This window comes from Guyparkeria halophila (assembly GCF_034479635.1).
GTDB lineage: Bacteria > Pseudomonadota > Gammaproteobacteria > Halothiobacillales > Halothiobacillaceae > Guyparkeria > Guyparkeria halophila.
On sequence record NZ_CP140153.1, the window covers coordinates 799,348 to 821,378 of the forward strand.

General features: G+C 65.0%; 19 protein-coding genes. 13 read left to right on the plus strand and 6 right to left on the minus strand.

The genetic code is table 11. The features are described 5' to 3' along the window. Positions 1-18: 18 nt before the first annotated feature. Positions 19-540, minus strand: a complete 522-nt coding sequence (locus tag SR882_RS03730; RefSeq protein WP_322522008.1) for an outer membrane protein assembly factor BamE — start codon at positions 538-540, stop codon at positions 19-21. Positions 541-731: 191 nt separating this feature from the next. On the opposite strand from SR882_RS03730, the gene fur reads away from it, so the two are divergent. Then, positions 732-1,148 (plus strand): ferric iron uptake transcriptional regulator, encoded by a 417-nt coding sequence (fur, locus tag SR882_RS03735; RefSeq protein WP_322522009.1) that lies wholly within the window; start codon positions 732-734, stop codon positions 1,146-1,148. Positions 1,149-1,241: 93 nt separating this feature from the next. Here fur and recN read toward each other — a convergent pair whose 3' ends face one another. From recN to SR882_RS03750, 3 genes are all read right to left on the minus strand, one after another. Further along, a complete protein-coding gene (recN, locus tag SR882_RS03740) occupies positions 1,242-2,930 on the minus strand; it encodes a DNA repair protein RecN (protein ID WP_322522010.1) in 1,689 nt (562 codons plus the stop codon). 75 nt (positions 2,931-3,005) lie between these two features. After that, positions 3,006-3,923, minus strand: coding sequence for an NAD(+)/NADH kinase (locus SR882_RS03745; protein WP_322522011.1), 918 nt, complete (start codon positions 3,921-3,923; stop codon positions 3,006-3,008). A gap of 28 nt (positions 3,924-3,951) precedes the next feature. Continuing rightward, the gene (locus tag SR882_RS03750; RefSeq protein ID WP_322522012.1) at positions 3,952-4,278 is read right to left on the minus strand and encodes a DMT family transporter; all 327 of its coding nucleotides are present in this window, start codon (positions 4,276-4,278) and stop codon (positions 3,952-3,954) included. Positions 4,279-4,777: 499 nt separating this feature from the next. On the opposite strand from SR882_RS03750, the gene hrcA reads away from it, so the two are divergent. The 12 genes from hrcA (at position 4,778) to SR882_RS03810 (ending at position 20,311) form a co-directional block, all read left to right on the plus strand. Next, positions 4,778-5,827 carry a heat-inducible transcriptional repressor HrcA gene (gene hrcA, locus SR882_RS03755; RefSeq protein WP_322522013.1) on the plus strand — a complete coding sequence of 350 codons (1,050 nt, stop codon included), beginning with the start codon at positions 4,778-4,780 and terminating at the stop codon, positions 5,825-5,827. A gap of 159 nt (positions 5,828-5,986) precedes the next feature. Then, positions 5,987-6,550 carry a nucleotide exchange factor GrpE gene (grpE, locus tag SR882_RS03760; protein ID WP_322522014.1) on the plus strand — a complete coding sequence of 188 codons (564 nt, stop codon included), beginning with the start codon at positions 5,987-5,989 and terminating at the stop codon, positions 6,548-6,550. Between the two features lie 149 nt (positions 6,551-6,699). Next, complete coding sequence (gene dnaK / locus SR882_RS03765) at positions 6,700-8,625, plus strand: molecular chaperone DnaK (RefSeq protein ID WP_322522015.1); 1,926 nt, start codon at positions 6,700-6,702, stop codon at positions 8,623-8,625. A gap of 190 nt (positions 8,626-8,815) precedes the next feature. Next, positions 8,816-9,964, plus strand: a complete 1,149-nt coding sequence (dnaJ, locus tag SR882_RS03770; protein ID WP_322522016.1) for a molecular chaperone DnaJ — start codon at positions 8,816-8,818, stop codon at positions 9,962-9,964. Between the two features lie 236 nt (positions 9,965-10,200). Continuing rightward, positions 10,201-10,785, plus strand: a complete 585-nt coding sequence (locus SR882_RS03775; RefSeq protein ID WP_322522017.1) for a ribosome maturation factor RimP — start codon at positions 10,201-10,203, stop codon at positions 10,783-10,785. A gap of 18 nt (positions 10,786-10,803) precedes the next feature. After that, positions 10,804-12,297 carry a transcription termination factor NusA gene (nusA, locus tag SR882_RS03780; protein ID WP_322522018.1) on the plus strand — a complete coding sequence of 498 codons (1,494 nt, stop codon included), beginning with the start codon at positions 10,804-10,806 and terminating at the stop codon, positions 12,295-12,297. A gap of 89 nt (positions 12,298-12,386) precedes the next feature. Next, a complete protein-coding gene (gene infB / locus SR882_RS03785) occupies positions 12,387-15,014 on the plus strand; it encodes a translation initiation factor IF-2 (protein WP_322522019.1) in 2,628 nt (875 codons plus the stop codon). A gap of 10 nt (positions 15,015-15,024) precedes the next feature. Next, positions 15,025-15,459 (plus strand): 30S ribosome-binding factor RbfA, encoded by a 435-nt coding sequence (gene rbfA, locus SR882_RS03790; RefSeq protein ID WP_322522020.1) that lies wholly within the window; start codon positions 15,025-15,027, stop codon positions 15,457-15,459. 18 nt (positions 15,460-15,477) lie between these two features. Next, on the plus strand, positions 15,478-16,401 hold the full coding sequence (gene truB, locus SR882_RS03795; RefSeq protein ID WP_322522021.1) for a tRNA pseudouridine(55) synthase TruB: 924 nt from the start codon (positions 15,478-15,480) through the stop codon (positions 16,399-16,401). A gap of 109 nt (positions 16,402-16,510) precedes the next feature. After that, positions 16,511-16,780 carry a 30S ribosomal protein S15 gene (gene rpsO / locus SR882_RS03800; RefSeq protein ID WP_125198320.1) on the plus strand — a complete coding sequence of 90 codons (270 nt, stop codon included), beginning with the start codon at positions 16,511-16,513 and terminating at the stop codon, positions 16,778-16,780. Between the two features lie 98 nt (positions 16,781-16,878). Further along, on the plus strand, positions 16,879-18,963 hold the full coding sequence (gene pnp / locus SR882_RS03805) for a polyribonucleotide nucleotidyltransferase (protein WP_322522022.1): 2,085 nt from the start codon (positions 16,879-16,881) through the stop codon (positions 18,961-18,963). Between the two features lie 76 nt (positions 18,964-19,039). Continuing rightward, on the plus strand, positions 19,040-20,311 hold the full coding sequence (locus SR882_RS03810) for an EAL and HDOD domain-containing protein (RefSeq protein WP_322522023.1): 1,272 nt from the start codon (positions 19,040-19,042) through the stop codon (positions 20,309-20,311). A gap of 100 nt (positions 20,312-20,411) precedes the next feature. Here SR882_RS03810 and SR882_RS03815 read toward each other — a convergent pair whose 3' ends face one another. Then, on the minus strand, positions 20,412-20,900 hold the full coding sequence (locus SR882_RS03815; RefSeq protein ID WP_322522024.1) for a Crp/Fnr family transcriptional regulator: 489 nt from the start codon (positions 20,898-20,900) through the stop codon (positions 20,412-20,414). A gap of 41 nt (positions 20,901-20,941) precedes the next feature. Next, complete coding sequence (locus SR882_RS03820) at positions 20,942-21,994, minus strand: peptidylprolyl isomerase (RefSeq protein ID WP_322522025.1); 1,053 nt, start codon at positions 21,992-21,994, stop codon at positions 20,942-20,944. Between the last annotated feature and the right edge of the window lie 37 nt (positions 21,995-22,031).

A 22,031-nucleotide genomic window follows, 5' to 3' on the forward strand; every position in this document is an offset into this window, starting at 1 on the left:
CTTTTTAGCGGTCCGTGATCAGAGCGGATCTTGGGCCGGCGGTGTCTGCGGCAGGGGCTGGCCGTCGTCCTGCGTTTCCAGATCGTAGGGGCTGTCGCCGCCCCCAGCGCCCGGGGCCGGGCCCGTCGGGGCGTTGCTCGGCGAGGCGGCCTCGGCCTCGTCGGGGAGCTCGGCGCTGTTCATCGACGGCGCCTCGGCCAGCTCCATGCCGTCACGGCGGATGGCATCCACGCGGCCGGTTGAGTCGTATTCGATGACCAGCGTGTGGCGGAAGGCTTCCTGCTTGCCGCGCTTGTCGTAATAAACGTAGGTGTCACGCTGGCCCTGGTGGAAGATGTCGTTGAGGCTGGGCGTGCCGAGGATCGAGCGCACCTGGGACTGGGGCATACCCTCGCGCAGCCGCTCGATCTGCGCCTCCTCGTAGATATTGCCCTGCTGGATATCCGGCTGGTAGACCTGGATGAAGCTGGGCACGTAAACCGACGAGCAGCCGGCTAGCAGGGTGGCGACGAGCGGTAGCGTGAGAAGTGAGCGCTGCATGATCCTGGGAAACCTGTTCCTGATGGTCTGTATGGGCATTCGACTGCGCCACAATGATACGCCGTCTGTCCGTTGATGCCAGCCTGCGGATTGTTGCACACCGATATCCACGTGGCGCTCCGGTTCTGGCGGCATCTTCGGTTACAATCTGAAAAGATTCGGACAAGTGAACGCAATCGAGGGCAGAAGTTTTGGATTCCAGCGAACTCAAGAAGGCCGGACTGAAGGTCACTTTGCCACGAGTGAAGATCCTCGAGATCATCGAGGCGAATCAGGACTGGCACATGAGTGCGGAGGACGTCTACAAGGAATTGCTCGCCCGCGGCGAGGAGATCGGTCTGGCGACCGTCTACCGCGTGCTGACCCAGTTCGAGACCGCCGACATACTCAAGCGTCACCAGTTCGAGGGCGGCAAGGCCGTGTTCGAGCTGATCTCCAAGGGCGATCACGATCACCTGGTCTGCGTGAAGACCGGCCAGGTGGAGGAATTCCACGATCCGATCATCCAGGAGCGGATCGCCATGATCGCCGATGAATTCGAGTTCGATCTGACCGATTACTCGCTGGTGATCTACGGCATCAGTCGCAAGGCGACCGGCAAGAAGTAAGCGACTCGCGCTCGCCACATGACGACGCCCGCCCGGGTTCTCCGGGCGGGCGTCGCGCGTTTTGCTCCCGGCGTGCCGGGCTGGGGGAGGTAATCAGGCCGAACTGGCCAACAGTTCGCGGGCATGGGCCCGTGTCTGATCAGTGACCTCTCGGCCTCCCAGCATGCGCGCGAGTTCCTCGACGCGCTCGTCGGCATCCAGGCCGCGCACCCAGGTGCGGGTCGAGTCGGCCTGTTCGTCCTTCTCGATCCGTGCCTGGTGGTGGCCATGCGCGGCGACCTGCGGCAGGTGGGTGACGCATAGCACCTGGCGCGAGTCGCCCAGTGCACGCAGGTGCGCGCCGACGATCGCGGCGGTGGCCCCGCCGATCCCGGTATCGACCTCGTCGAAGATGAACGTGCCCACCGGGTCATCGCCGGCGGTCAACGTTTTCAGCGCCAGGCTCACGCGGGCCAGCTCGCCGCCCGAGGCGATCTGGTCGAGTGGGGCGACCGGCTGGCCGCGGTTGGCGCTGATCAGGAAGACGACCTCGTCGATGCCGCGCTCGCCGCGGCGCTCGGCCAGTGTCCCGGGGTTGGTCAGCCGCACCTCGAATTCGCCGTTGGGCATGCCCAGCTCGCGGATCGAGGCCTTGAGACGGTCGGCCAGCTTCTTCGCGCCGCGCTGGCGTTTCTTGCTGACCTCGGCGGCAAGCCGGTCGTAGGCGGTGCGATTCTCGGCCAGCCGCGCCTCGACCTCGCCCAGCGTGCTGCCCGCCTGTTCGAGTTGCTCGTATTCCTCGCGCAGATCCCGGATGTGCTGCTCGAAGGCCTCGGGCGCGACACGGTGCTTGCGCGCCAGTTCGTGCAGTGTGTCGAGCCGGGCCTCGACGGTGGCCAGACGCTCGGGGTCGGCCTCGGCCGATTCGAGTCGGTCACGCAGGGTGTCGACCGCCTCGGCGATCTGGATCTCGGCGGACTGCAGTGTCTCGATGACCGGACCGAGCGACTCGTCGAGATCCGCGATCCGCGAGAGCGACTGTTCGGCGGCGCCGATGCGGTCGTGGGCGTTGCCGTCGTCGTCGAACAGCGCGGCCATCTGCTCGGCCAGTACCTGCCGCCACTCGTCGAGCCTCGAGAGGCGTTTGAGCTCGGCGTGCAGCTGGTTGAATTCGTCGGGCTGCGGGTCGACTCGCTCGATTTCCTCGAGCTGGAATTCCAGGAAGGCGAGCCGGTCGGCCCGCGAGGCCTGTTCGGCCTGGTGGCTGGCCAAACGTTCCTCGTCGCCATGAATCTGGCGGCTCAGGCGGCCGATCTCGTCGACTGATCCCTTCAGGTCGCAGAAATGATCCAGCAGGGCGAGCTGGGTCTTGGCCTGCATCAGCCGCTGGTTCTGGTGCTGGCCGTGGATGTCGATCAGGTGCCGCCCGATCCCCTTGAGGGTCTGGCCCGGCACGGGGCGGCCGTTGATCCAGGCCTTGGAGCGCCCGTCACGGGACAGGAGCCGGCGCACGATCAGCGGCAGCTGCTCGCCTTCCGGTTCCTCGCCCAGTTCCTGTTCCTCGAGCCAGCGTGCCGCCGGGCTGTCCAATGGCAACAGGAACTCGCCGGTGACCTCGCCCTGGTCGCAGCCGGCGCGCAGCAGGTTCATGTTGGCCCGATCGCCCAGCAACAGCCCGATCGCGTCGATCAGGATCGACTTGCCCGCGCCGGTTTCGCCCGTGAGCGCGGTCATGCCGGCGGCGAAATCGAGCTCGAGTTGATCGATCAGGGCGATCTGGCGGATCGAGAGGGTAGTCAGCATGATGGCGGGCGTTTCCTTTTACCGTGGCTCCGTGATCCTTGGTACTGGCTTGACCGGGGCGCGACGCGTCATTGGTCAGAACCGCTGTTCGCTCCAGCAGAGCTTGTCACGCAACAGGGAGTAATGGTCGTGACCGACCGGGTGGATCAGCCGGATGTCGTGCTCGTATTTGGAGATGGCGAGGACGTCGCCGCATTTCAGCGGCTGGTTGAGCTGGCCGTCGAAGCTGACGACACCGCCGCCACGCGAGCCTTCGACCGGACGGATCTCGATCAGGTGGCGGGCATCGACCACGATGGGTCGGTAGCTGAGCGTGTGCGGGCAGATCGAGACGATCCCCACGGCGTGGAGGTCGGGGGCGATCAGCGGGCCACCGGCCGAGAGGGCATAGGCCGTCGAGCCGGTTGGGGTGCACACCACCACGCCATCGGAGCGCTGCTGGTTGACCAGCGTGCCGTCGATGCACATCTCGAATTCGACCATCCGGGCCGGGTCGCGCATCTTGAAGGTGATGTCATTGAGCGCCACCGACTCCATGATGCGCGTGTCGTTGCGCATCAGGCTGCCCTGCAGCAGAAAGCGGCGTTCCTCGCAGTAGCGGCCCTCGAGAATGGCCGAGAGGTGCCGCTGCACCTCGACCGGGCTGACGTCGGCGAGAAAGCCCAGCCGGCCGAGGTTGACGCCCAGGATCGGCACGTCGTGCAGGCACAGCGAACGCGCGGCGTTGAGCATGGTGCCGTCGCCACCGATCACCACGATCAGGTCGCGATCGATCCGATCGCGCGAAAAGCGCGCCGCCGTGATCGACGGGGCCGGGTTTTCGGCGTCTTCCTCCAGCGCCCAGGCGACGTCGTGGGCCTCGGCGACCGCGATCAGGTTGCGGTAGACCTCGGCCAGCGCCTCGCCGCCGTTGGGTTTGACGATGATGCCCAGACGCGTGAAGGCGGGAGTGCCGTCGGGCTGTTCGCTGGCTGACGAGGAGGAAGGATTCATGGCGTGTGCGCTCTTTCTACCTGACGACTCAATGATTGCCGGAGGACCACTTCAGTCCGATGATGCCCGCCACGATCATGGCGATGAAACCGAGTCGCGCGAGCGATGCCGGTTCCTTGAACCAGAGGATGCCCAGGATCGCCACGCCGGTCGCGCCGATGCCCGTCCAGATCGCATAGGCGGTGCCCATGGGAATCTCGCGCATGGCCAGGGCGAGCAGGTAGAAGCTCAGCCACGCGAGGGCGAGTACCGCCACCGTGGGCAGCAGACGCGAAAAACCGTCGGTAAAGCGCAGCCCGGTTGCCCAGACGATTTCCAACAGGCCGGCGGCCAATAAGATGAGCCAAGCGTTCATGTCGTGGTGTGATCCTCGAATACGGTTCGGTCGCATCCGTCGAGGGCCGGCGATCGGCCGCCGCGATGCGGAATGCGGCCCAGTCTAAGGAAGGTCTGCGCGAATAGCCAACGCCTCTGCGGGTCGCCAGGCGTCCAGATGCAAGGCGCAGTGCGCTGCCCTATGGCTGTGGTCATTGGCAAGCGCTGCAACACCGCAGATGGTCGCCTGGCGGCCCGCCCTGCGGGGCTTGCCGGCTTGCCCGCCCTCGGTGTTGCCGATCCTCGCCGGGCAATGAGCCCGCCTTCGAATCGGCGCCGTGATGGCTAACAAGCCGGTAAGCCAGAGGCATTGGCTATTCGTGCAGACCTTCCCTGGCAAAGGAACCCGCGTTTGAATCCGACCGCCGTGCGGCGCGCTTGGCACTCTCCTTGGCCGAGTGCTAGTTTAGAAACCCATTGTAAGCGTAAGCGGGCCCGCGCGATTGCCGCCAACCAATCAGAGGTTTTCAAATTCGCGTATGACTGACGCCTGGAGTGCACTCCCCGAGCGGGCACAGACCCTGCTGCGGGTGCTGATCGATCGCTACACCGACGAGGGCGCGCCGATCGGGTCGCGTGCGCTCGCGCGCATGTCCGATCTCAACCTCAGCCCGGCGACGGTACGCAACGTGATGGCCGATCTCGAGGATCTCGGGCTGGTGCGTGCGCCGCATACCTCGTCGGGACGCGTGCCCACCGAGCTGGCGTATCGCCTGTTCGTCGATTCGTTGCTGACCGCGCCCGGCAAGGCGCCGGTGGATGCCCGTCGCCTGGAGCGCATCCTGCGCGAGGCGGCCGAGGATGATCCGCAGCAGATGGCGGATACCGCCTCCAACCTGCTTTCGAGCCTGACCCAGTTTGCCGGGGTGGTCACCATCCCGTCGCGGGCCCGCGCCTTGTTTCGCCAGATCGACTTCGTCTCGCTCTCGCCCGGCCGGGTGTTGATGGTGCTGGTCACCAATGACGGCGGGGTGCAGAATCGCATCATCCACCCCGACAAGCGCTACAGCCAGGACGAGCTCACCCGATTTGCCAACTTCCTCAACGAGCGGCTCAACGGCCAATCCATCCAGGGATTGCGCGAGACGCTGGTGGCTGAACTCAAGAGCACGCGCGCGCAGATCGAGGGCAATCTTTCCGAGGCGATCACCCTGGCCGAATCCGCCGTCGAGGCGGTCGAGGACGAGGCCGGCGTGGCGGTGGCCGGCCAGGTGAATCTGATGGGTATCGACGAGCTGGGCGATGTCGATCGCATGCGGCGATTGTTCAATGCCTTCGCCGAGAAACGCGAACTGGTCAGCCTGCTCGATCAGTGCGAGCGTGCCCAGGGCGTGAAGATCTTCATCGGCCGCGAGTCGGGCTCGCCCACCTTCGATGAATGTGGGGTGGTGGGGGCCTCCTATGGCGTCGACGACGAGGTGGTGGGCGTGCTGGGCGTGATCGGTCCCAAGCGCATGCCCTACGACCGGGTGATCTCGATCGTCGACGTTACCTCGCGCCTGCTTTCGAGTGCCCTGTCCCGCCAGTAAGGTTCTTCGCTCCCATCGCCCTTTGCAGCGGCCAGCCCCCTTCCCCTTGAAAAGATCGCGGATGCCCCAAGAGTCCGGGCATCGGCAGGGAGCGGTCGGCTCAATCGGCGGCTCCCGAGACACACGAGACACACCAAAACGCTTTTCAGGAGAGCTTCGATGACGGACAAGCCGGTCGATCACGACGACATGAACCAGGAACAGCCGGAGCAGAACGTCGAGGACGGCGACCAGGCCCAGGCGGGCGATGCCGGCGAGCAAGGCGAGCTTGGCGAGGTCGAGCAACTCCAGGCGCAACTGGCCGAGAAGGACGAGGAGCTGCTGCGCATCGCCGCGGAGATGCAGAACGTGCGTCACCGCGCCGAGCGCGATATCGAGTCGGCCCGCAAGTTCGCGCTGGAACGATTCGTCGAGGGGCTCTTGCCGGTGGTCGATTCGCTCGAACTGGGTATCCAGGCGGCCGAGAACGAGAACGCCACGCTGGAGAAGATCAAGGAGGGCGACGAGATGACCCTCAAGATGCTGATCCAGACGCTGGAGAAGTTCGGCGTTCAGGCCGTCCATCCGATCGGCGAGCGCTTCAACCCCGAACACCACCAGGCCATCAGCCTGCAGCCGCACGACGGCGAGCCGGACCACGTCGTCGACGTGATGCAGAAGGGGTACCTGCTCAAGGACCGCGTCGTCCGTCCGGCGATGGTGGTGGTCTCGAAGCCCGAGTAAGGGTTTCGCGGCCGGATTTCCCGCGGGTGGCTTGAAAAATCACGGCTCGCCCGCAAGTCCAAGCACAAGGGCGGGTCCGGTGGTCCTCGAGGCCGCGGGCCGCGCCAACCGAATTTCGCATTCACGACAGAACTCTGGAGACATGATTTATGGGTAAGGTAATCGGTATCGACCTGGGGACGACCAACTCCTGCGTCGCGATCATGGACGGCAAGTCCGGTAAGGTCATCGAGAACGCCGAAGGCGCACGCACCACCCCGTCGGTGGTTGCCTACGCCAATGACGGCGAGATCCTGGTCGGCCAGCCGGCCAAGCGCCAGGCGGTCACCAACCCGGAAAACACCCTCTACGCGGTCAAGCGACTGATCGGCCGTAACTTTGACGAAGACGCGGTCCAGAAGGACATCAAGTTGATGCCCTACAAGATCGTCAAGGCCGACAATGGCGATGCCTGGGTCGAGGCCAACGGCAAGAAGATGGCGCCGCCGGAGGTGTCCGCCCGCATCCTGATGAAGATCAAGAAGGATGTCGAGGCGTACCTGGGTGAGGAAGTGACCGAGGCGGTGATCACCGTGCCGGCCTACTTCAACGACAGCCAGCGCCAGGCGACCAAGGATGCCGGCCAGATCGCGGGCCTCGAGGTCAAGCGCATCATCAACGAGCCGACGGCCGCGGCACTGGCCTACGGCATGGACAAGAAGGAAGGCGGCGATCGCAAGATCGCGGTCTACGACCTGGGTGGCGGTACCTTCGACATCTCCATCATCGAGGTCGCGGATATCGATGGCGAGAAGCAGTTCGAGGTCATGTCCACCAACGGTGACACCTTCCTGGGCGGCGAAGATTTCGACAACCGCCTGATCGACCACCTGGTCGACGAGTTCAAGAAAGAGCAGGGCGTGGACCTGTCCAACGACGCGCTCGCCATGCAGCGCCTCAAGGAGGCCGCCGAGAAGGCCAAGATCGAGCTGTCCTCGACCGAGCAGACCGACGTGAACCTGCCGTACATCACGGCGGATCAGAGCGGTCCCAAGCACATGAACATCAAGATCACCCGGGCCAAGCTCGAATCCCTGGTCGAGGAGCTGGTCAAGCGCACCATCGAGCCCTGCAAGATGGCGCTCAAGGATGCCGGCGTGTCCGCCTCCGACATTGACGACGTGATCCTGGTCGGTGGCCAGACCCGTATGCCGAAGGTCCGCGATACCGTCGCCGAGTTCTTCGGCAAGGACCCGCGCAAGGACGTCAACCCGGACGAGGCCGTGGCCGTGGGTGCCGCGATCCAGGGTGGCGTGCTCTCCGGCGGCGTCAACGATGTGTTGCTGCTCGACGTCACCCCGCTGTCGCTGGGTATCGAGACGATGGGCGGTGTCATGACCAAGCTGATCGAGAAGAACACCACCATCCCGACCAAGGCGAGCCAGACCTTCTCGACCGCCGAGGACAACCAGACGGCCGTGACCGTCCACGTCCTGCAGGGCGAGCGCGAAATGGCTAGCGGTAACAAGTCGCTGGGTCGCTTTGATCTCACCGAGATCCCGCCGGCGCCGCGTGGTCAGCCGCAGATCGAGGTCACCCTCGATATCGATGCCAACGGCATCCTGCACGTCTCGGCCAAGGACAAGGGCACCGGCCGCGAGCAGAAGATCGAGATCAAGGCCAGCTCCGGCCTGTCCGAGGAAGAAGTCGAGCGCATGGTGCAGGATGCGGCCGCCCACGCCGACGAGGACAAGAAGCAGAAGGAGCTGGTCGAGGCACGCAACCAGGGTGATGGCATCATCCACACCATCGAGAAGACGATGACCGATGCCGGTGAGGCCCTGACCGACGAGGACAAGAAGCCGGTCGAGGACGCGATCGCCGAGCTGCGTGAGGCGATGAAGGGCGACGACAAGGCCGAGATCGATGCCAAGATCGAGGCCCTGTCCCAGGCCTCCGCGACGGTGATGCAGAAGGCTCAGGGCGCCGGCCAGGAAGGTGGCGCCGAGCAGGCTGCTGGTGGCGAGCAGGCCAAGCAGGACGACGATGTCGTCGACGCCGAGTTCGAGGAGGTCAAGGACGACGACAAGAAGTAAGTCGTCGACATCCTGACCAACGGATCATCCGCCCTTCGGGGTGGATGATTTTTTGTGCCTCGCGATCCGGTTGCGTGGCACACCTATTTCCAAGACGGGTCGGCCCTTTTGTGGTGCGGCCTGTCACCGTATTCAGTCTCGTGCGGCGCTGCCGGACGGGCGAAAACGAAGACAGCCCTAGAGATCGACCATGGCAAAACGTGACTACTACGAGGTGCTGGGGGTCAGCAAGAATGCCTCGGCCGACGAACTGAAGAAGGCCTATCGCCGCCTGGCGATGAAGCATCACCCGGATCGCAACCCGGGCGACGAAGAGGCCGAGACGCTGTTCAAGGAGGCCAAGGAGGCCTACGAGGTGCTCTCCGATCCGCAGAAGCGCTCGGCCTACGACCAGTTCGGTCACGCCGGCGTCGACGGCCAGGGTGCTGGCGGCTTCGGTGGCGGCGGCTTCGGCGGCGGTGCCGGCTTTGCCGATATCTTCGGTGACGTCTTCGGCGATATCTTCGGCGGTGGACGCGCCCGGGGCGGCGCCTCGCGCGGTGCCGACCTGCAGTACAACCTCAAGCTATCGCTCGAGGAGGCGGTGCGCGGCACCACCGTCGAGATCCGCATCCCGACGACCGAGCCCTGCGAGACCTGTGACGGCAGCGGCGCCAAGCCGGGCACCGGCAAGACCACCTGCTCGACCTGTGGTGGCCAGGGCGCCGTGCGCATCCAGCAAGGCTTCTTCTCCATCCAACAGCCTTGCCCGGACTGTGGTGGCGAGGGGCAGAAGATCGAGGACCCCTGCACCGATTGCGGTGGCACCGGCCGGATCGAGACGCAGAAGACGCTCTCGGTCAAGATCCCGGCCGGGGTCGACACCGGCGACCGCATCCGCCATTCGGGCGAAGGCGCGCCCGGCGAGAAGGGCGGACCGCCGGGCGATCTTTACATCCTGATCGACATCAAGCCCCACCCGCTGTTCCGGCGCGACGATGCCGACCTGTTGTGCGACATGCCGATCAGCTTCACCACGGCCGCGCTTGGTGGTGAGATCGAGGTGCCGACGCTCGACGGCAAGGTCAGTCTCAAGATTCCGGCCGAGACCCAGACCGAAAAGGTGTTCCGCCTGCGTGGTAAGGGCGTCCGGCCTGTTCGCGGCGGCACCCAGGGCGACCTGCTGGTGACCGTGCATGTCGAGACGCCGGTCAAGCTCAACGACGAACAGCGCGAACTCCTCGAGGCCTTCGAGCGGTCGCTGGGCAGCGGTGAAGGCGTGGCCAAGAAGCATCGGCCGCGACAGCACTCGTTCCTGGATTCGGTCAAGCGGTTCTTCGACGATCTGCGAGGCGATTGACCGTCTAGGCGTCGCCGGCGGCGGGGCGACTCGTGTGCCGGGCAAAGGCTCGTGGAGCCGGAACCGCGGCGCGGGTCGCGGGGCCTGTCCAGCCTCCCGGCGACAGGGGTGACGCCGGAGAATAGGATCGACTGCCGACCCGTGGTCCATCCCCGTGTCGGATTGACTTTGGCGGGCGTTGTCTTTATATTCCGGTTCCCGCGAACATTGGCTTTAAGAGTGATGCCGGGCCCCATATGGGGCTTTTTTATTTTCCCGGCTCCCGGTCTTGCGAAAAGGGCGGGCATAACCACCAGAGGGTGCAGGCAGACGTGCAGAGAATCCCGGCGGCGATCGAAGACATGCTCAAACCGGTGGTCGAGGACCTCGGTTTCGAGTGGGTCGGCGGCGAGTTCCGCGGCGGCCCGTCCGGGCTGTTGCGTGTGTACATTGACCACCCGGACGGGATGACGCTCGAACACTGCGCCGACGTGAGTCGAGCCCTGGCGGGCGAACTCGACGTCGAAGACCCGTTCCCGGGTGCGTACCGGCTCGAGGTTTCCTCGCCGGGCGTCGAACGGCCGATGTTCCGTACCGAGGATTTCGCCCGTTTCGTCGGGCACCGTGTGCGTCTGCGGCTTTACAAGCCGGTGGCGCAGCAGAAGAAGTTCGAAGGCGTCATTCAGGGCGTCGATGGCGAGGACATTACGGTCCTCGTCGATGAGGTGGGTGACTTGGTTTTCCGTTTCGAGGAAGCCGAGAAGGCCCACCTTGTCTATGAATTTGCCGACAACACCAAGCGTGGCCGCAACAAGCGCAAGAAGCGCACGGCGCGGAAATAGAGCGATCTGGCTAGCAACATGAACAAAGAAATCCTTTTTGTCGTCGATTCGGTTTCCAACGAGAAGGGCGTCGATCGCGACGTGATCTTCGAGGCAATCGAGGCCGCGCTCGCCCAGGCGGCGCGCAAGCGTCACGGCGGTGACATCGAGACGCGCGTCGAGATCGACCGCGAAGACGGCAGCTACCGCACCTTCCGTCGCTGGCTGGTGGTCGAGGGTGAAACCTCCGAGCATCCCGAGCGCGAAATGATTCTCGAAGCTGCCCAGATGGACGACCCGGAGGTGCAGCTCGGGGATTACATCGAGGAGGAGATCGAGTCGGCCGAGTTTGGCCGGATCGCCGCCCAGGCCGCCAAGCAGGTGATCGTGCAGAAGGTGCGCGAGGCCGAGCGCCGCCAGGTGGTCGATGCCTACATCGATCGCAAGGGCACCCTGATCATGGGGCTGGTCAAGCGCATCGATCGCGGCAACGTCATCCTGGACCTGGGCGGCAACGCCGAGGCGATGATCCCGCGCGACGAGATGATCGGCCGTGAGGCCGTCCGTCCCGGCGATCGCCTGCGGGGGTACGTCACCGACGTGCGCCACGAGCCGCGTGGCCCGCAGATCTTCGTCTCGCGTACCGCGCCGGAATTCCTGATCGAGCTGTTCAAGCTCGAGGTGCCGGAGATCTCCCAGGGGTTGATCGAGATCGTCAACGCCGCTCGCGACCCGGGCCTGCGCGCCAAGATCGCGGTGCTGTCCAACGACCCGCGCATCGACCCGGTCGGCACCTGCGTCGGCATGCGTGGTTCCCGTGTCCAGTCGGTGACCAACGAGCTCTCCGGTGAGCGGATTGATATCATCGTCTGGGACGAGAACCCGGCCCAGTTCGTCATCAACGCGATGTCCCCGGCCGAGGTCGTCTCGATCGTCGTCGACGAGGACACCGGCAGCATGGACGTGGCCGTCAGCGAGGAGAACCTCTCCAAGGCGATCGGTCGCGGTGGCCAGAACGTCCGCCTCGCCAGCCAGCTGACGCGCTGGCAGATCAACGTCATGAGCGAAGAGCAGGCGATCGAGAAGGGCGAGACCGAAACGCGCCGGATCGTCGAGCAGTTCATGGAAGCGCTCGACGTCGACCAGGAGGTCGGCGAGGTGCTGGTCGAGGCCGGTTTCACCACCATCGAGGAAATCGCCTACGTGCCCACCGAGGAGCTGCTAGAGGTTGAGGGCTTCGACGAGGGCATCGTCGAGGAACTGCGCAACCGGGCGCGCGATGCCTTGCTCACCATGGCGATTGCCGGTGGCGGCGAAGCCGAGGAAGAAACCGAATCCTCCGGCGAGGCGCTGGCCCTCGAGGAGCTCGACGGGATGTCGGCCGAACTGGCCGCCAACCTGCGCGAGAACAACATCAAGGACTCGGAAGACGTTGCCGAGCTCTCCATTGATGAGTTGACGGAATACGAAGGCGTGGACGAGGAGCTTGCCGGGCGGTTGATCATGGCCGCACGCGCACCCTGGTTCGCCTAATTGGTCGGCGAAGACCGGCCCGTCGCCATCGGCAGTTGCCGAGGCGTGAAATCTCTATTTGATAGTTTGCAGGACCACAGGAGTCGTTAATGTCCGAGGTCACGGTTAAAGATTTGGCAAAAGTGGTAGGCGCCACCCCCGAACGGCTGCTTGAGCAACTGGCTGAAGCGGGCGTTTCGGCGTCTTCCGTGGATGCCAGTGTCAGTGACGACGACAAGATGAAGCTGCTGGCCCATCTGCGTAAGTCGCGCTCATCGGGTGAAGGGGAGGCGAAGTCGCCTTCCTCGCGGATCACGCTCAAGCGTCGTTCCCAGCAGGAAATCAAGGTCGGCGGCGGTGGCCGTGGCGGCAAGACCGTCGCGGTCGAATACCGGCGCCGCAAGACCTATGTCTCGCGTGACGAGGTCGAGCCGACCGAAGAGACCGAGCAAGCCGAGCAGCCGGTCGAGGAAGTGACCCAGGCGGCGCCGGTGGAAGAGCAGCCGGCCGCCGAGGCCGCGCCGTCGGTCGAAGAGGCGCCCAGCACGACGGCCGAGGTCGAGCCGGCCGAGCGCGACGAGTCGCCTGCCGAACCGGTGGCAGAGCCTGAGCCTGAGCAGGCCCCTGCCGAACCGGTCGAGCCTGCCGCTGAGGAAACGCCGGTTGAAGAGCCGGCGGCCGAGGAGAGCGCTCCCGTCGAGGAAGCGACCGGTGACGAGGGCGAAGACAAGGAAGACGGCAAGAAGAAGTCCCGTCTGCGTATTGTCGCGATGCCGGAAGAGGCGCCGGGTATCCCGGTCTCGGCCGACGAAGGCCGTCCCAAGCGTGGCAAGCATGGCGGCAAGGGTCGACATGCCCGCGAGAGCGCCCGGGAAGAACTGCACCTGGGTGCCGGCGCCGGCCGTCGACGCAAGAAAGGCAAGAAGGGCGCGGCGTCCAAGACCGCCGTGGCCACCCGTCATACCTTCGAGAAGCCGACCGCCCCGGTCGTCCGCGACGTCAATGTTCCCGAGTCGATCTCGGTCGAGGAACTGGCCCAGCGCATGGCCGTCAAGGGCGTCGATGTGGTCAAGGTCCTGTTCAACATGGGCGTGATGGCCACCATCAACCAGGTGCTCGATCAGGACACCGCGATCCTGGTGGTCGAGGAGATGGGGCATACGCCGCACGCCGAGTCCGAGACCGCGATCGAGGACGAAGCGCTCGAGCAGGTCGAGCAGGGCGAGGCCATGGCACGTCCGCCGGTGGTGACCGTCATGGGTCACGTCGACCACGGCAAGACCTCGCTGCTCGACCATATCCGTCGCGCCAAGGTCACCGCTGGCGAGGCCGGGGGCATCACCCAGCACGTGGGTGCCTATCACGTCGACACGCCGCGCGGCACCGTCACGTTCCTCGATACCCCGGGCCACGAGGCGTTCACCGCCATGCGTGCCCGTGGGGCGAGTGCAACCGATGTGGTCGTGCTGGTCGTGGCCGCCGATGACGGTGTCATGCCGCAGACCAAAGAGGCGATCCATCACGCTCGTGCCGGCAACGTGCCGATGGTGGTGGCCGTCAACAAGATCGACAAGGAAGGCGCCGACCCGGAACGGGTGCGTGCCGAGCTCTCGCAGGAAGAGGTGATCTCCGAGGAATGGGGTGGCGACACGCAGTTCGTGCATGTCTCCGCACACACCGGTGAAGGGATCGATCAACTGCTCGAGGCGATCCTCCTCCAGGCCGAGCTCCAGGAGCTCAAGGCGCCGGTCGAGGGTCACGCCATCGGTACCGTGGTCGAGTCTTCTCTCGAGAAGGGCCGGGGCCCGGTCGCGACCATCCTGGTCCAGAGCGGCACCCTCAAGAAGGGCGATACCGTGGTCGTGGGCAAGGAATACGGCCGGGTGCGTGCGCTGCTCGACGAGAACGGCAAGCAGGTCAAGTCGGCCGGCCCGTCCATCCCGGTGGTCGTGCTGGGTCTTTCCGGTACGCCGGAGGCCGGTGACGAGCTGGTGGTGATCGAGGACGAGCGCAAGGCGCGCGAGATCGCCGAGTTCCGCGAGGCCAAGCAGCGCGATTCGCGCCTGGCGGCCCAGCAGGCGGCCAAGCTCGAGAACCTGTTCGACCAGATGAAGGAAGGCGAGGTCGAGTCACTGAACGTGCTGGTCAAGGCCGACGTGCAGGGCTCCGCCGAAGCCATCCGCGACAGCCTGCAGAAGCTGTCGACCGACGACGTCAAGGTCAACGTCCTGATGAGCGGCGTGGGCGGGATCAACGAGTCGGACATCAACCTCGCGGCCACGTCGAGTGCGATCGTGATCGGCTTCAACGTCCGTGCCGATGCCGCTGCGCGCAAGACGGCCGGCGAACAGGATGTCGAGATCCGCTACTACTCGGTCATCTACGAGATGCTTGATGACGTCAAGGCCGCCATGACCGGCCTGCTGGGCACCGAGACCCAGGAGAAATTCGTCGGTCTGGCCGAGGTGCGCGACGTGTTCCGCTCGCCGAAGCTGGGCGCGATCGCCGGCTGCATGGTCACCGAGGGCGTGGTCAAACGGAACAACCCGATCCGCGTACTGCGCGACAATGTCGTCATCTACGAAGGCGAACTCGAGTCGCTGCGTCGCTTCAAGGACGATGCCCAGGAAGTCCGCTCCGGCATGGAGTGCGGCATCGGCGTGAAGAACTACAACGACGTCAAGGTCGGCGACCAGATCGAGGTCTTCGAGCGCTTCGAGGTCCAACGGACCCTGTAAGGCGGACGTTATGGCACAGGGTTTTCAGCGCCACAAACGAGTGGCCGGCCAGATCAAGCGCGAGATCGCCGAGTTGATCCGTGATTCCGGCGTGGACAGTGGGCCGAATGCGCCCTTGACCATGCTGACTGTCACGGACTGCGAGGTCTCTCGCGATCTCGCCCATGCACGCATTTTCTACAGCGTGCTCAACGCCGACGAGCAGCCGATCGCCGAGCAATGGCTCAACGAGGCGGCCGGTTTCCTGCGGGGCGAATTGGGCCACCGGATGCGCCTGCGCATCGTCCCGCAGCTGTCCTTCATCTTCGACAACTCGATCGAGCAGGGCATGCAGATGGATGCCCTGATTCGTGCCGTGCGTGACAAGGATGGCGATGCCGAGCACGCAGGCACCGACGAGAACGGTGCCGATCGGGACGAATCCGAGGAAGACGACCGGCGTTAAGCCGGTTCCGTCCGTCGTATGGCACGCAAGCGTCGCGGTCGCGAGATCAATGGCATCGTCCTGTTCGACAAGCCCTTGGGCTTGAGCTCGAATCAGGCGCTGCAACGTGTACGGCGGTTGTTCGATGCCGCCAAGGCCGGTCACACCGGCAGTCTCGACCCGGCGGCTTCCGGCCTGTTGCCGGTTTGCTTCGGTCAGGCGACACGTATCTCCGGATTGCTGCTCGACGCCGACAAGACCTACCGGGTCACCGGCCGGCTGGGCACGCGGACCGACAGCGGCGATCTCGAGGGCGAGGTGATCGAGACGCGCGAGGTGCCGGCCATCGACAATGACGCGATGGAGGCGGTGCTAGGCCGCTTTCGCGGCCGCGTCGAGCAGGTGCCGCCGATGTACTCGGCCCTCAAGCACGAGGGCAAGCGCCTGTACGAACTGGCGCGCGAAGGCAAGACGGTCGAGCGCAAGGCGCGGCCCATCGATTTTCACGAGATCACGCTGGAATCGCTTTCGCGCACCGAATTCACGCTGCGCGTGCATTCGAGCAAGGGTGCCTACATTCGCACCCTGGTCGAGGATATCGGTGAGGCGATCGGTTGTGGCGCGGTGGTGACCGAGCTGCGCCGCATCGGCCTGGGTCCGTGGTCGATGGACGAGCAGCCGACTTACCGGCTAGAGGACCTCGAGGCGATCGCCGCCGAGGGCGGGATCGAGTCCCTCGACCGTGTTATCCTCCCGATCGATTCGGCGCTGGGCGCCTATCCGGCCGTTGTGCTGGATGCGGGCAGCGTCACACCAATTCGCCATGGTCATCCGGTGTTTGTGCCCAACGCGCCACAAACCGGGTGGTTTCGACTCTACGCACCTGACGACCTCTTCCTGGGTATGGGGGAAGTGCTGGATGACGGGCGAACCGCGCCGCGACGATTGTTCGCGGCGTTGTAAGGAGCGCGCAAGCGCTCAAACGCATTGCGGGACGGTGCCGAGGTGATCGGCCGAGCCACTGACCCGTGATGGACTTCAAAGCTTCACCCAGGCAGATAGGAGAACGTCCATGTCCCTGAACGAAAAGACCACCGCCGATATCGTTGCCGAGTTCGGCAAAGACGCGAACGACACCGGTTCCCCGGAAGTCCAGGTTGCGCTGCTGACCCAGCGGATCACGCACCTGACCGAGCACTTCGCGACCCACAAGCAGGATCACCATTCCCGCCGTGGCCTGCTCAAGCTGGTCAACCAGCGTCGCAAGATGCTCGATTACCTCAAGTCCAAGAGCCTCACTCGCTACCAGGACTTGATCAAGAAGCTGGGCCTGCGCAAGTAAGCGCTTGCCGTTACACTAGGAACCCGCCGCAAGCCGGCGGGTTTTTTGTTTGTGGGCCAAGGTGCCCCTCTTTCAATCAGTCAGTGCAGGAGCCAACCGTGGCAGTCAGCAAGCAATCCTTCGAGTACGGGCAACACACCGTCACCCTGGAGACCGGCGAAATCGCCCGGCAGGCCAGCGGGGCGGTCATGGTCACCATGGGCGAGACTGTGGTCCTGGTGACTGCCGTGGTCGCGTCGACCACGGACCCGTCCAAGGATTTCCTGCCCCTGACGATCGAGTACCAGGAAAAGTTTTACGCCGCCGGGCGGGTACCGGGCAGCTTCTTTCGTCGCGAGGGCCGCTCGACCGAGGGTGAAACGCTGGTCGCGCGCCTGATCGACCGGCCGGTACGCCCGCTGTTTGCCAAGGGCTTCACCCATGAGACGCAGGTTATCGCCCAGGTGTTGTCGCTCGATCCCGAGGTCGACTCCGAGATCCCGGCACTGATCGGCGCCTCGGCCGCGCTGTCGCTGTCCGGTGCGCCGTTTGCCGGTCCCATCGGCGCCGCGCGAGTCGGTCACATCGACGGCGAGTTCGTGCTCAACCCGAGCCCCGCGCAACTGACCGAGTCACGCCTGGATCTGGTGGTGGCCGGCACGGACAAGGCCGTGCTGATGGTCGAGTCCCAGGCCGATCAGCTCCCCGAGGACGTCATGCTCGATGCGGTGATGTTCGGCCATGAGCAGATGCATGCGGCGATCAAGGCGATCGAGGCCCTGGCCGCGGAGGCGGGGCGCCCAACCATGGAGTGGACCCCGCCGGTGGACAACTCGTCGCTGGCCGCCGAGATCGAGTCCGCCTTCCGCGCCGAGATCGAGTCGGCCTACCAGATCGCCGACAAGGCCGAGCGCGGTGGGCGTCTGGGGCAGTTGCGCGGCGAGATCCGTGAGCGTTTCGTCGACGAGACGGCCGAACCGCCGGTTACCGAGAAGACGGTCGATGGACTGGTGAAGGGCATCGAGTCCGACGTGGTCCGCGGTGACATCATCGCCGGCAAGCCGCGTATCGACGGGCGCGATACCCGCACGGTGCGACCCATCAGCATCCGCACCGGCTTTCTGCCGCGTGCCCACGGCTCGGCGCTGTTCACCCGCGGCGAGACCCAGGCGATGGTGGTCACCACGCTGGGGACCGCACGCGACGCCCAGATGATCGATGCGGTGGGGGGTGAGCGCAAGGAACCGTTCCTGTTCCATTACAACTTCCCGCCGTTCTGTGTGGGCGAGACCGGCCGTTTCGGCATGCCCAAGCGCCGTGAAATCGGCCACGGCAACCTGGCCCGTCGGGGTGTGATGGCCGCGCTGCCGCCGGCCGAGGAGTTCCCGTACACCATCCGGGTCGTCTCCGAGATCACCGAGTCCAACGGGTCGTCCTCGATGGCCTCCGTCTGCGGTGCCTCGCTTGCCATGATGGATGCCGGCGTGCCGATGAAGTCGCCGGTGGCCGGGATCGCCATGGGCCTGATCAAGGAGGGCGACGAGTTCGTCGTGCTGACCGACATCCTCGGTGACGAGGATCACCTCGGCGACATGGACTTCAAGGTGGCGGGCACGGCCGATGGCGTGAACGCCCTGCAGATGGACATCAAGATCGAGGGTATCAATCGCGAGATCATGGAGGAGGCCCTGCGCGAGGCGCGTGCCGGCCGGACCCACATTCTCGGCTGCATGAACGAGGCGCTGGCCGAGGCACGCACCGATCTGTCGTCGCACGCGCCACGGTTCATCACCGTGCGGATCAACCCGGAACGCAAGGGCGATCTGATCGGCAAGGGCGGCTCGACCATCCAGGCCCTGACCAAGGAGACGGAAACCCAGATCGACATCAGCGAGGATGGCCTGGTCACGATTGCCGCGCCCAACGGCGAGGCCGCCGAAGAGGCCCGTCGCCGCGTCGAGGAGCTGACCGCGGAGCTTGAGGTGGGCAAGGTCTACCACGGCAAGGTCGTCGGCATTAAGGACTTCGGCGCCTTCGTCAACATCGCCCCCGGCAAGGACGGCCTGCTGCACATCTCGGAGATGGCGGATACCCGGGTCGAGAAGGTCACCGACGTGGTCAACGAGGGTGACGAGGTTGACGTCAAGCTGCTCGAAGTCGACCGGCAGGGGCGGCTGCGCCTGTCCATGCGATTCCCCCGATAGAACGAAGGCGGTTATGCTGGGGTTTCTGCCCGACTGCCAATCCGTCGGCTGACCATCCAGCGAGCTGCTACATGCCATGACAACGGCCGAACACCATCCATCCAATGACGAGGCGGTCCAGCGGATCGTCCAGTCGGTGCGTCTTGCACGTCAGCCGATCGTCGACGCCGATCTCAACACCATCGGTTACGAACTGCTCTACCGGGCGGCGGATGCCGACCAGGTGGCGCGGATCGGCAATTCGAACCAGGCCACGGCATCGACCGTACTCAATGCCCTGAGCGAGATCGGTCTCGATAGCCTGGTCGGAGGCAAGCAGGCCTTCATCAATGTGCCCAGCAAGATGCTCTTCAGTGACGTGCTGGAGGGCATCGTCGCTCCCTCGGTCGTCCTGGAAGTCCTCGAGACGATCGATTGCGATGAACGGACCGCCGAGGCCATCAAGCGCCTGAAGAAGGCCGGGTATCGCGTCGCCCTGGATGACTTCTCGCCCGAATCGATTGCCAAGCCCTGCGTGGGCGAGTGCCACTACGTCAAGTTCGACGTGCTGGAGGTGGGGGTGGACCGGATCATCGCGGCGCTGCCGGGCGCCCGCGAGGCGGGCCTCAAGGTCATTGCCGAGAAGGTCGAGGAGTGGGACGTCTACGACCGCCTGCGCGAGGCCGGGGTGGATTACTTCCAGGGTCATTTCGTCTCCCGCCCGGAGATGGTGGTGCGTCCGACCGTGCGCGCCTCCAAGGCGAACCTGATGGGGCTGTTGATCCTCCTTCAGGACGATGAGGCCTCGCTGGGCGAGATCGTCGAGCGCATCAACACCGATCTGGCCCTGAGCTACCGGTTGTTGCGGTTGGTCAACTCGGCCGCCATCGGCCTGCGTCGACAGGTCGACTCGGTCGAGGAGGCGGTGCGTCTGCTGGGGCTCAAGGCCGTGCGTAGCTTGGTTTACCTGTCCGCGCTAACGGGCGTGGATGGCAAGCCGCCAGCCCTGATCCACAACACCATGATCCGGGCGCGCTTTGCCGAGCTGCTGGCCGCGCAGAGTCGGCTGGCGAATCCGCCGACCGCCTTCCTGGTCGGGCTGTTCTCCAATCTCGATGCCTTCTACAACCAGCCACTCGCGCAGTTGATCGAGGAGCTGCCGCTGACCGACGACATTGCCAAGGCGTTGTTGGAGGGGCAGGGCAGTCTCGGGGAATTGCTCGAGTACGTCCGTTTCTACGAGAAGGGCCAATGGCTCGAGGCCGATGGCGAGACCGCGGTCTCGTCGCTCAACGAGGTGGCTCCCAACTGCTATCTCGATGCCGTGCGGTGGGATGAGGCATTGCGGGAGTCGCTCGGCGGCCCCTGACAGCCAGCCGCGCAGAGTTCGCTTCGCATCAAGAAAAAGGGCCGTGATCGTCGGATCACGGCCCTTTTTGTCTCCGAGTATCCGGGGGTATCCGGCGGGCTCAGAACCGGCCGATGCTCGGGTTGATGTAGCTCAACAGTTCGCTGTGCTGACGGTTCATGCGCCGGATGATCTCGCGCACGCTGTGCACGATCGCGCGCATCACCTTGTAGACCAGGATCGGATGGTCGACCAGCAACGACTCGAGATGGGCCCGGTCGAGCATGACCACGTGGGCGTCACCGACGGCGCGCAGGGTCGCGCTATGCGGTGTGCCATCGAGAAAGCCCGACTCGCCCGCCAGTTGCCCGGTTTCGAGCAGGTGCAGCGTGTCGGAGAATCCGCGGCCGGTATCACGGCTGACCGCGAACCGCCCCTGGACGACGACGAACAGCGTATCGCTGCTGTGACCTTCCTCGAACAGGATCTCGCCATTGGCTATCGCGCGACGCGTGCACACGTTGGCGAGCAGGCGGCACTGATCATCGTTGAGTTCCTTGCCCAGCGCGGTCTGCTTGAGCTCCTCGCCGTTTACGACTTGTTTCGTCATGGTCTTTCCTGTTGCCGTTTGACGGATGGGCGTGGCCCGCTTCAGGGCATGGCCTTGAGCGGCTCGGCCGGGAGGTTGCCCATGTTGGCATCGTCCGCGGTGGTCTCGGCCTCGTCCGAGTCCGCCTCGCCGGCGCCGGTCTCATCGCCCGGCTGGGCCTCGTTGCCGTCGCGCTCGACCATGGACCGTACGTCGGTGGTGAGAATCTCGACATTGGCCGATTCCCGCAGCTCGGCGATCATGTCGTTGATGGCCTCACGCCGGGCCTGATCCTCCAGTTCCGGACGCATCTGGTCGAGCGTCGGCTTGGGCATCGGCCGGGTTTCCTCGACCTGCACGATGTGCCAGCCAAACCGCGTTTCGACCGGCTCCTCCGCCCGTTGCCCCGGTTCCAGGGCGCCGACGGCCTCGGCGAACGGTTCGACCATCTGGTCGAGGGAGAACCAGCCCAGATCGCCGCCAGCCTCGCCCGAACCGGTGTCCTTGGAGTGCTGCCGGGCCAGTTCGCCGAAGTCGCCACCCTCGTCGAGCTCCGCGATCAGTTCGCGCGCGGTTTCTTCGTCCTCGACCAGGATGTGCATGGCGCGGTACTGGGTCTCTTCGCCCAGGGCCTCCATTTCGCGCTCATAGGCCGCCTCGACATCCGCTTCGCTCAGTTCCATCTCGGTCATGAAGTTCATGAGATAGGCGTTGGCGAGCTGGTTGTCGATCGCGTTCTGGACGCGCGCCTGGGTGCGCGGATCGCTGTCGAGGCCTTGCTCCCGGGCGCGGTTGGCCAGCAGGCGCAGTTCGACCATGCGGCTGACCAGGCGATCCTCGGGCACCTCGGCGCCCAGGTTCTCCTTCACCACCTCCAGGTTCTCGCGGTAGAGCGGGGAGCCGTTGATGCGGGCGATCACCTCGCCGCCTTCAATGGTGGCGAACGAGCCCGACGGGGCGCTCTGCTGGCCCAGCGGTGTCTTTTCGGCAGACTGCGGGCGGTCGTCACTGCAGCCGGTCATCGCGCCGGCGCTTAGCAACAGTCCCGCACCGAGGGCAATCGCCAGGCGGTGGCGACGGTGAGGGACGCGATCGATGGTCGGGTTGCTATCCATGAGGGGTCCTTTGGTTTCTTGGCTTGGTTCGTTGTTT

Bases quoted from the DNA above. Each gene is read 5' to 3' on its own strand.
- SR882_RS03730 (WP_322522008.1), bottom strand. From the start codon at position 540: ATGCAGCGCTCACTTCTCACGCTACCGCTCGTCGCCACCCTGCTAGCC.
- recN (WP_322522010.1), bottom strand. From the start codon at position 2,930: ATGCTGACTACCCTCTCGATCCGCCAGATCGCCCTGATCGATCAACTC.
- SR882_RS03745 (WP_322522011.1), bottom strand. From the start codon at position 3,923: ATGAATCCTTCCTCCTCGTCAGCCAGCGAACAGCCCGACGGCACTCCC.
- SR882_RS03750 (WP_322522012.1), bottom strand. From the start codon at position 4,278: ATGAACGCTTGGCTCATCTTATTGGCCGCCGGCCTGTTGGAAATCGTC.
- hrcA (WP_322522013.1), top strand. From the start codon at position 4,778: ATGACTGACGCCTGGAGTGCACTCCCCGAGCGGGCACAGACCCTGCTG.
- grpE (WP_322522014.1), top strand. From the start codon at position 5,987: ATGACGGACAAGCCGGTCGATCACGACGACATGAACCAGGAACAGCCG.
- dnaK (WP_322522015.1), top strand. From the start codon at position 6,700: ATGGGTAAGGTAATCGGTATCGACCTGGGGACGACCAACTCCTGCGTC.
- dnaJ (WP_322522016.1), top strand. From the start codon at position 8,816: ATGGCAAAACGTGACTACTACGAGGTGCTGGGGGTCAGCAAGAATGCC.
- SR882_RS03775 (WP_322522017.1), top strand. From the start codon at position 10,201: ATGGGGCTTTTTTATTTTCCCGGCTCCCGGTCTTGCGAAAAGGGCGGG.
- nusA (WP_322522018.1), top strand. From the start codon at position 10,804: ATGAACAAAGAAATCCTTTTTGTCGTCGATTCGGTTTCCAACGAGAAG.
- infB (WP_322522019.1), top strand. From the start codon at position 12,387: ATGTCCGAGGTCACGGTTAAAGATTTGGCAAAAGTGGTAGGCGCCACC.
- rbfA (WP_322522020.1), top strand. From the start codon at position 15,025: ATGGCACAGGGTTTTCAGCGCCACAAACGAGTGGCCGGCCAGATCAAG.
- truB (WP_322522021.1), top strand. From the start codon at position 15,478: ATGGCACGCAAGCGTCGCGGTCGCGAGATCAATGGCATCGTCCTGTTC.
- rpsO (WP_125198320.1), top strand. From the start codon at position 16,511: ATGTCCCTGAACGAAAAGACCACCGCCGATATCGTTGCCGAGTTCGGC.
- SR882_RS03810 (WP_322522023.1), top strand. From the start codon at position 19,040: ATGACAACGGCCGAACACCATCCATCCAATGACGAGGCGGTCCAGCGG.
- SR882_RS03815 (WP_322522024.1), bottom strand. From the start codon at position 20,900: ATGACGAAACAAGTCGTAAACGGCGAGGAGCTCAAGCAGACCGCGCTG.
- SR882_RS03820 (WP_322522025.1), bottom strand. From the start codon at position 21,994: ATGGATAGCAACCCGACCATCGATCGCGTCCCTCACCGTCGCCACCGC.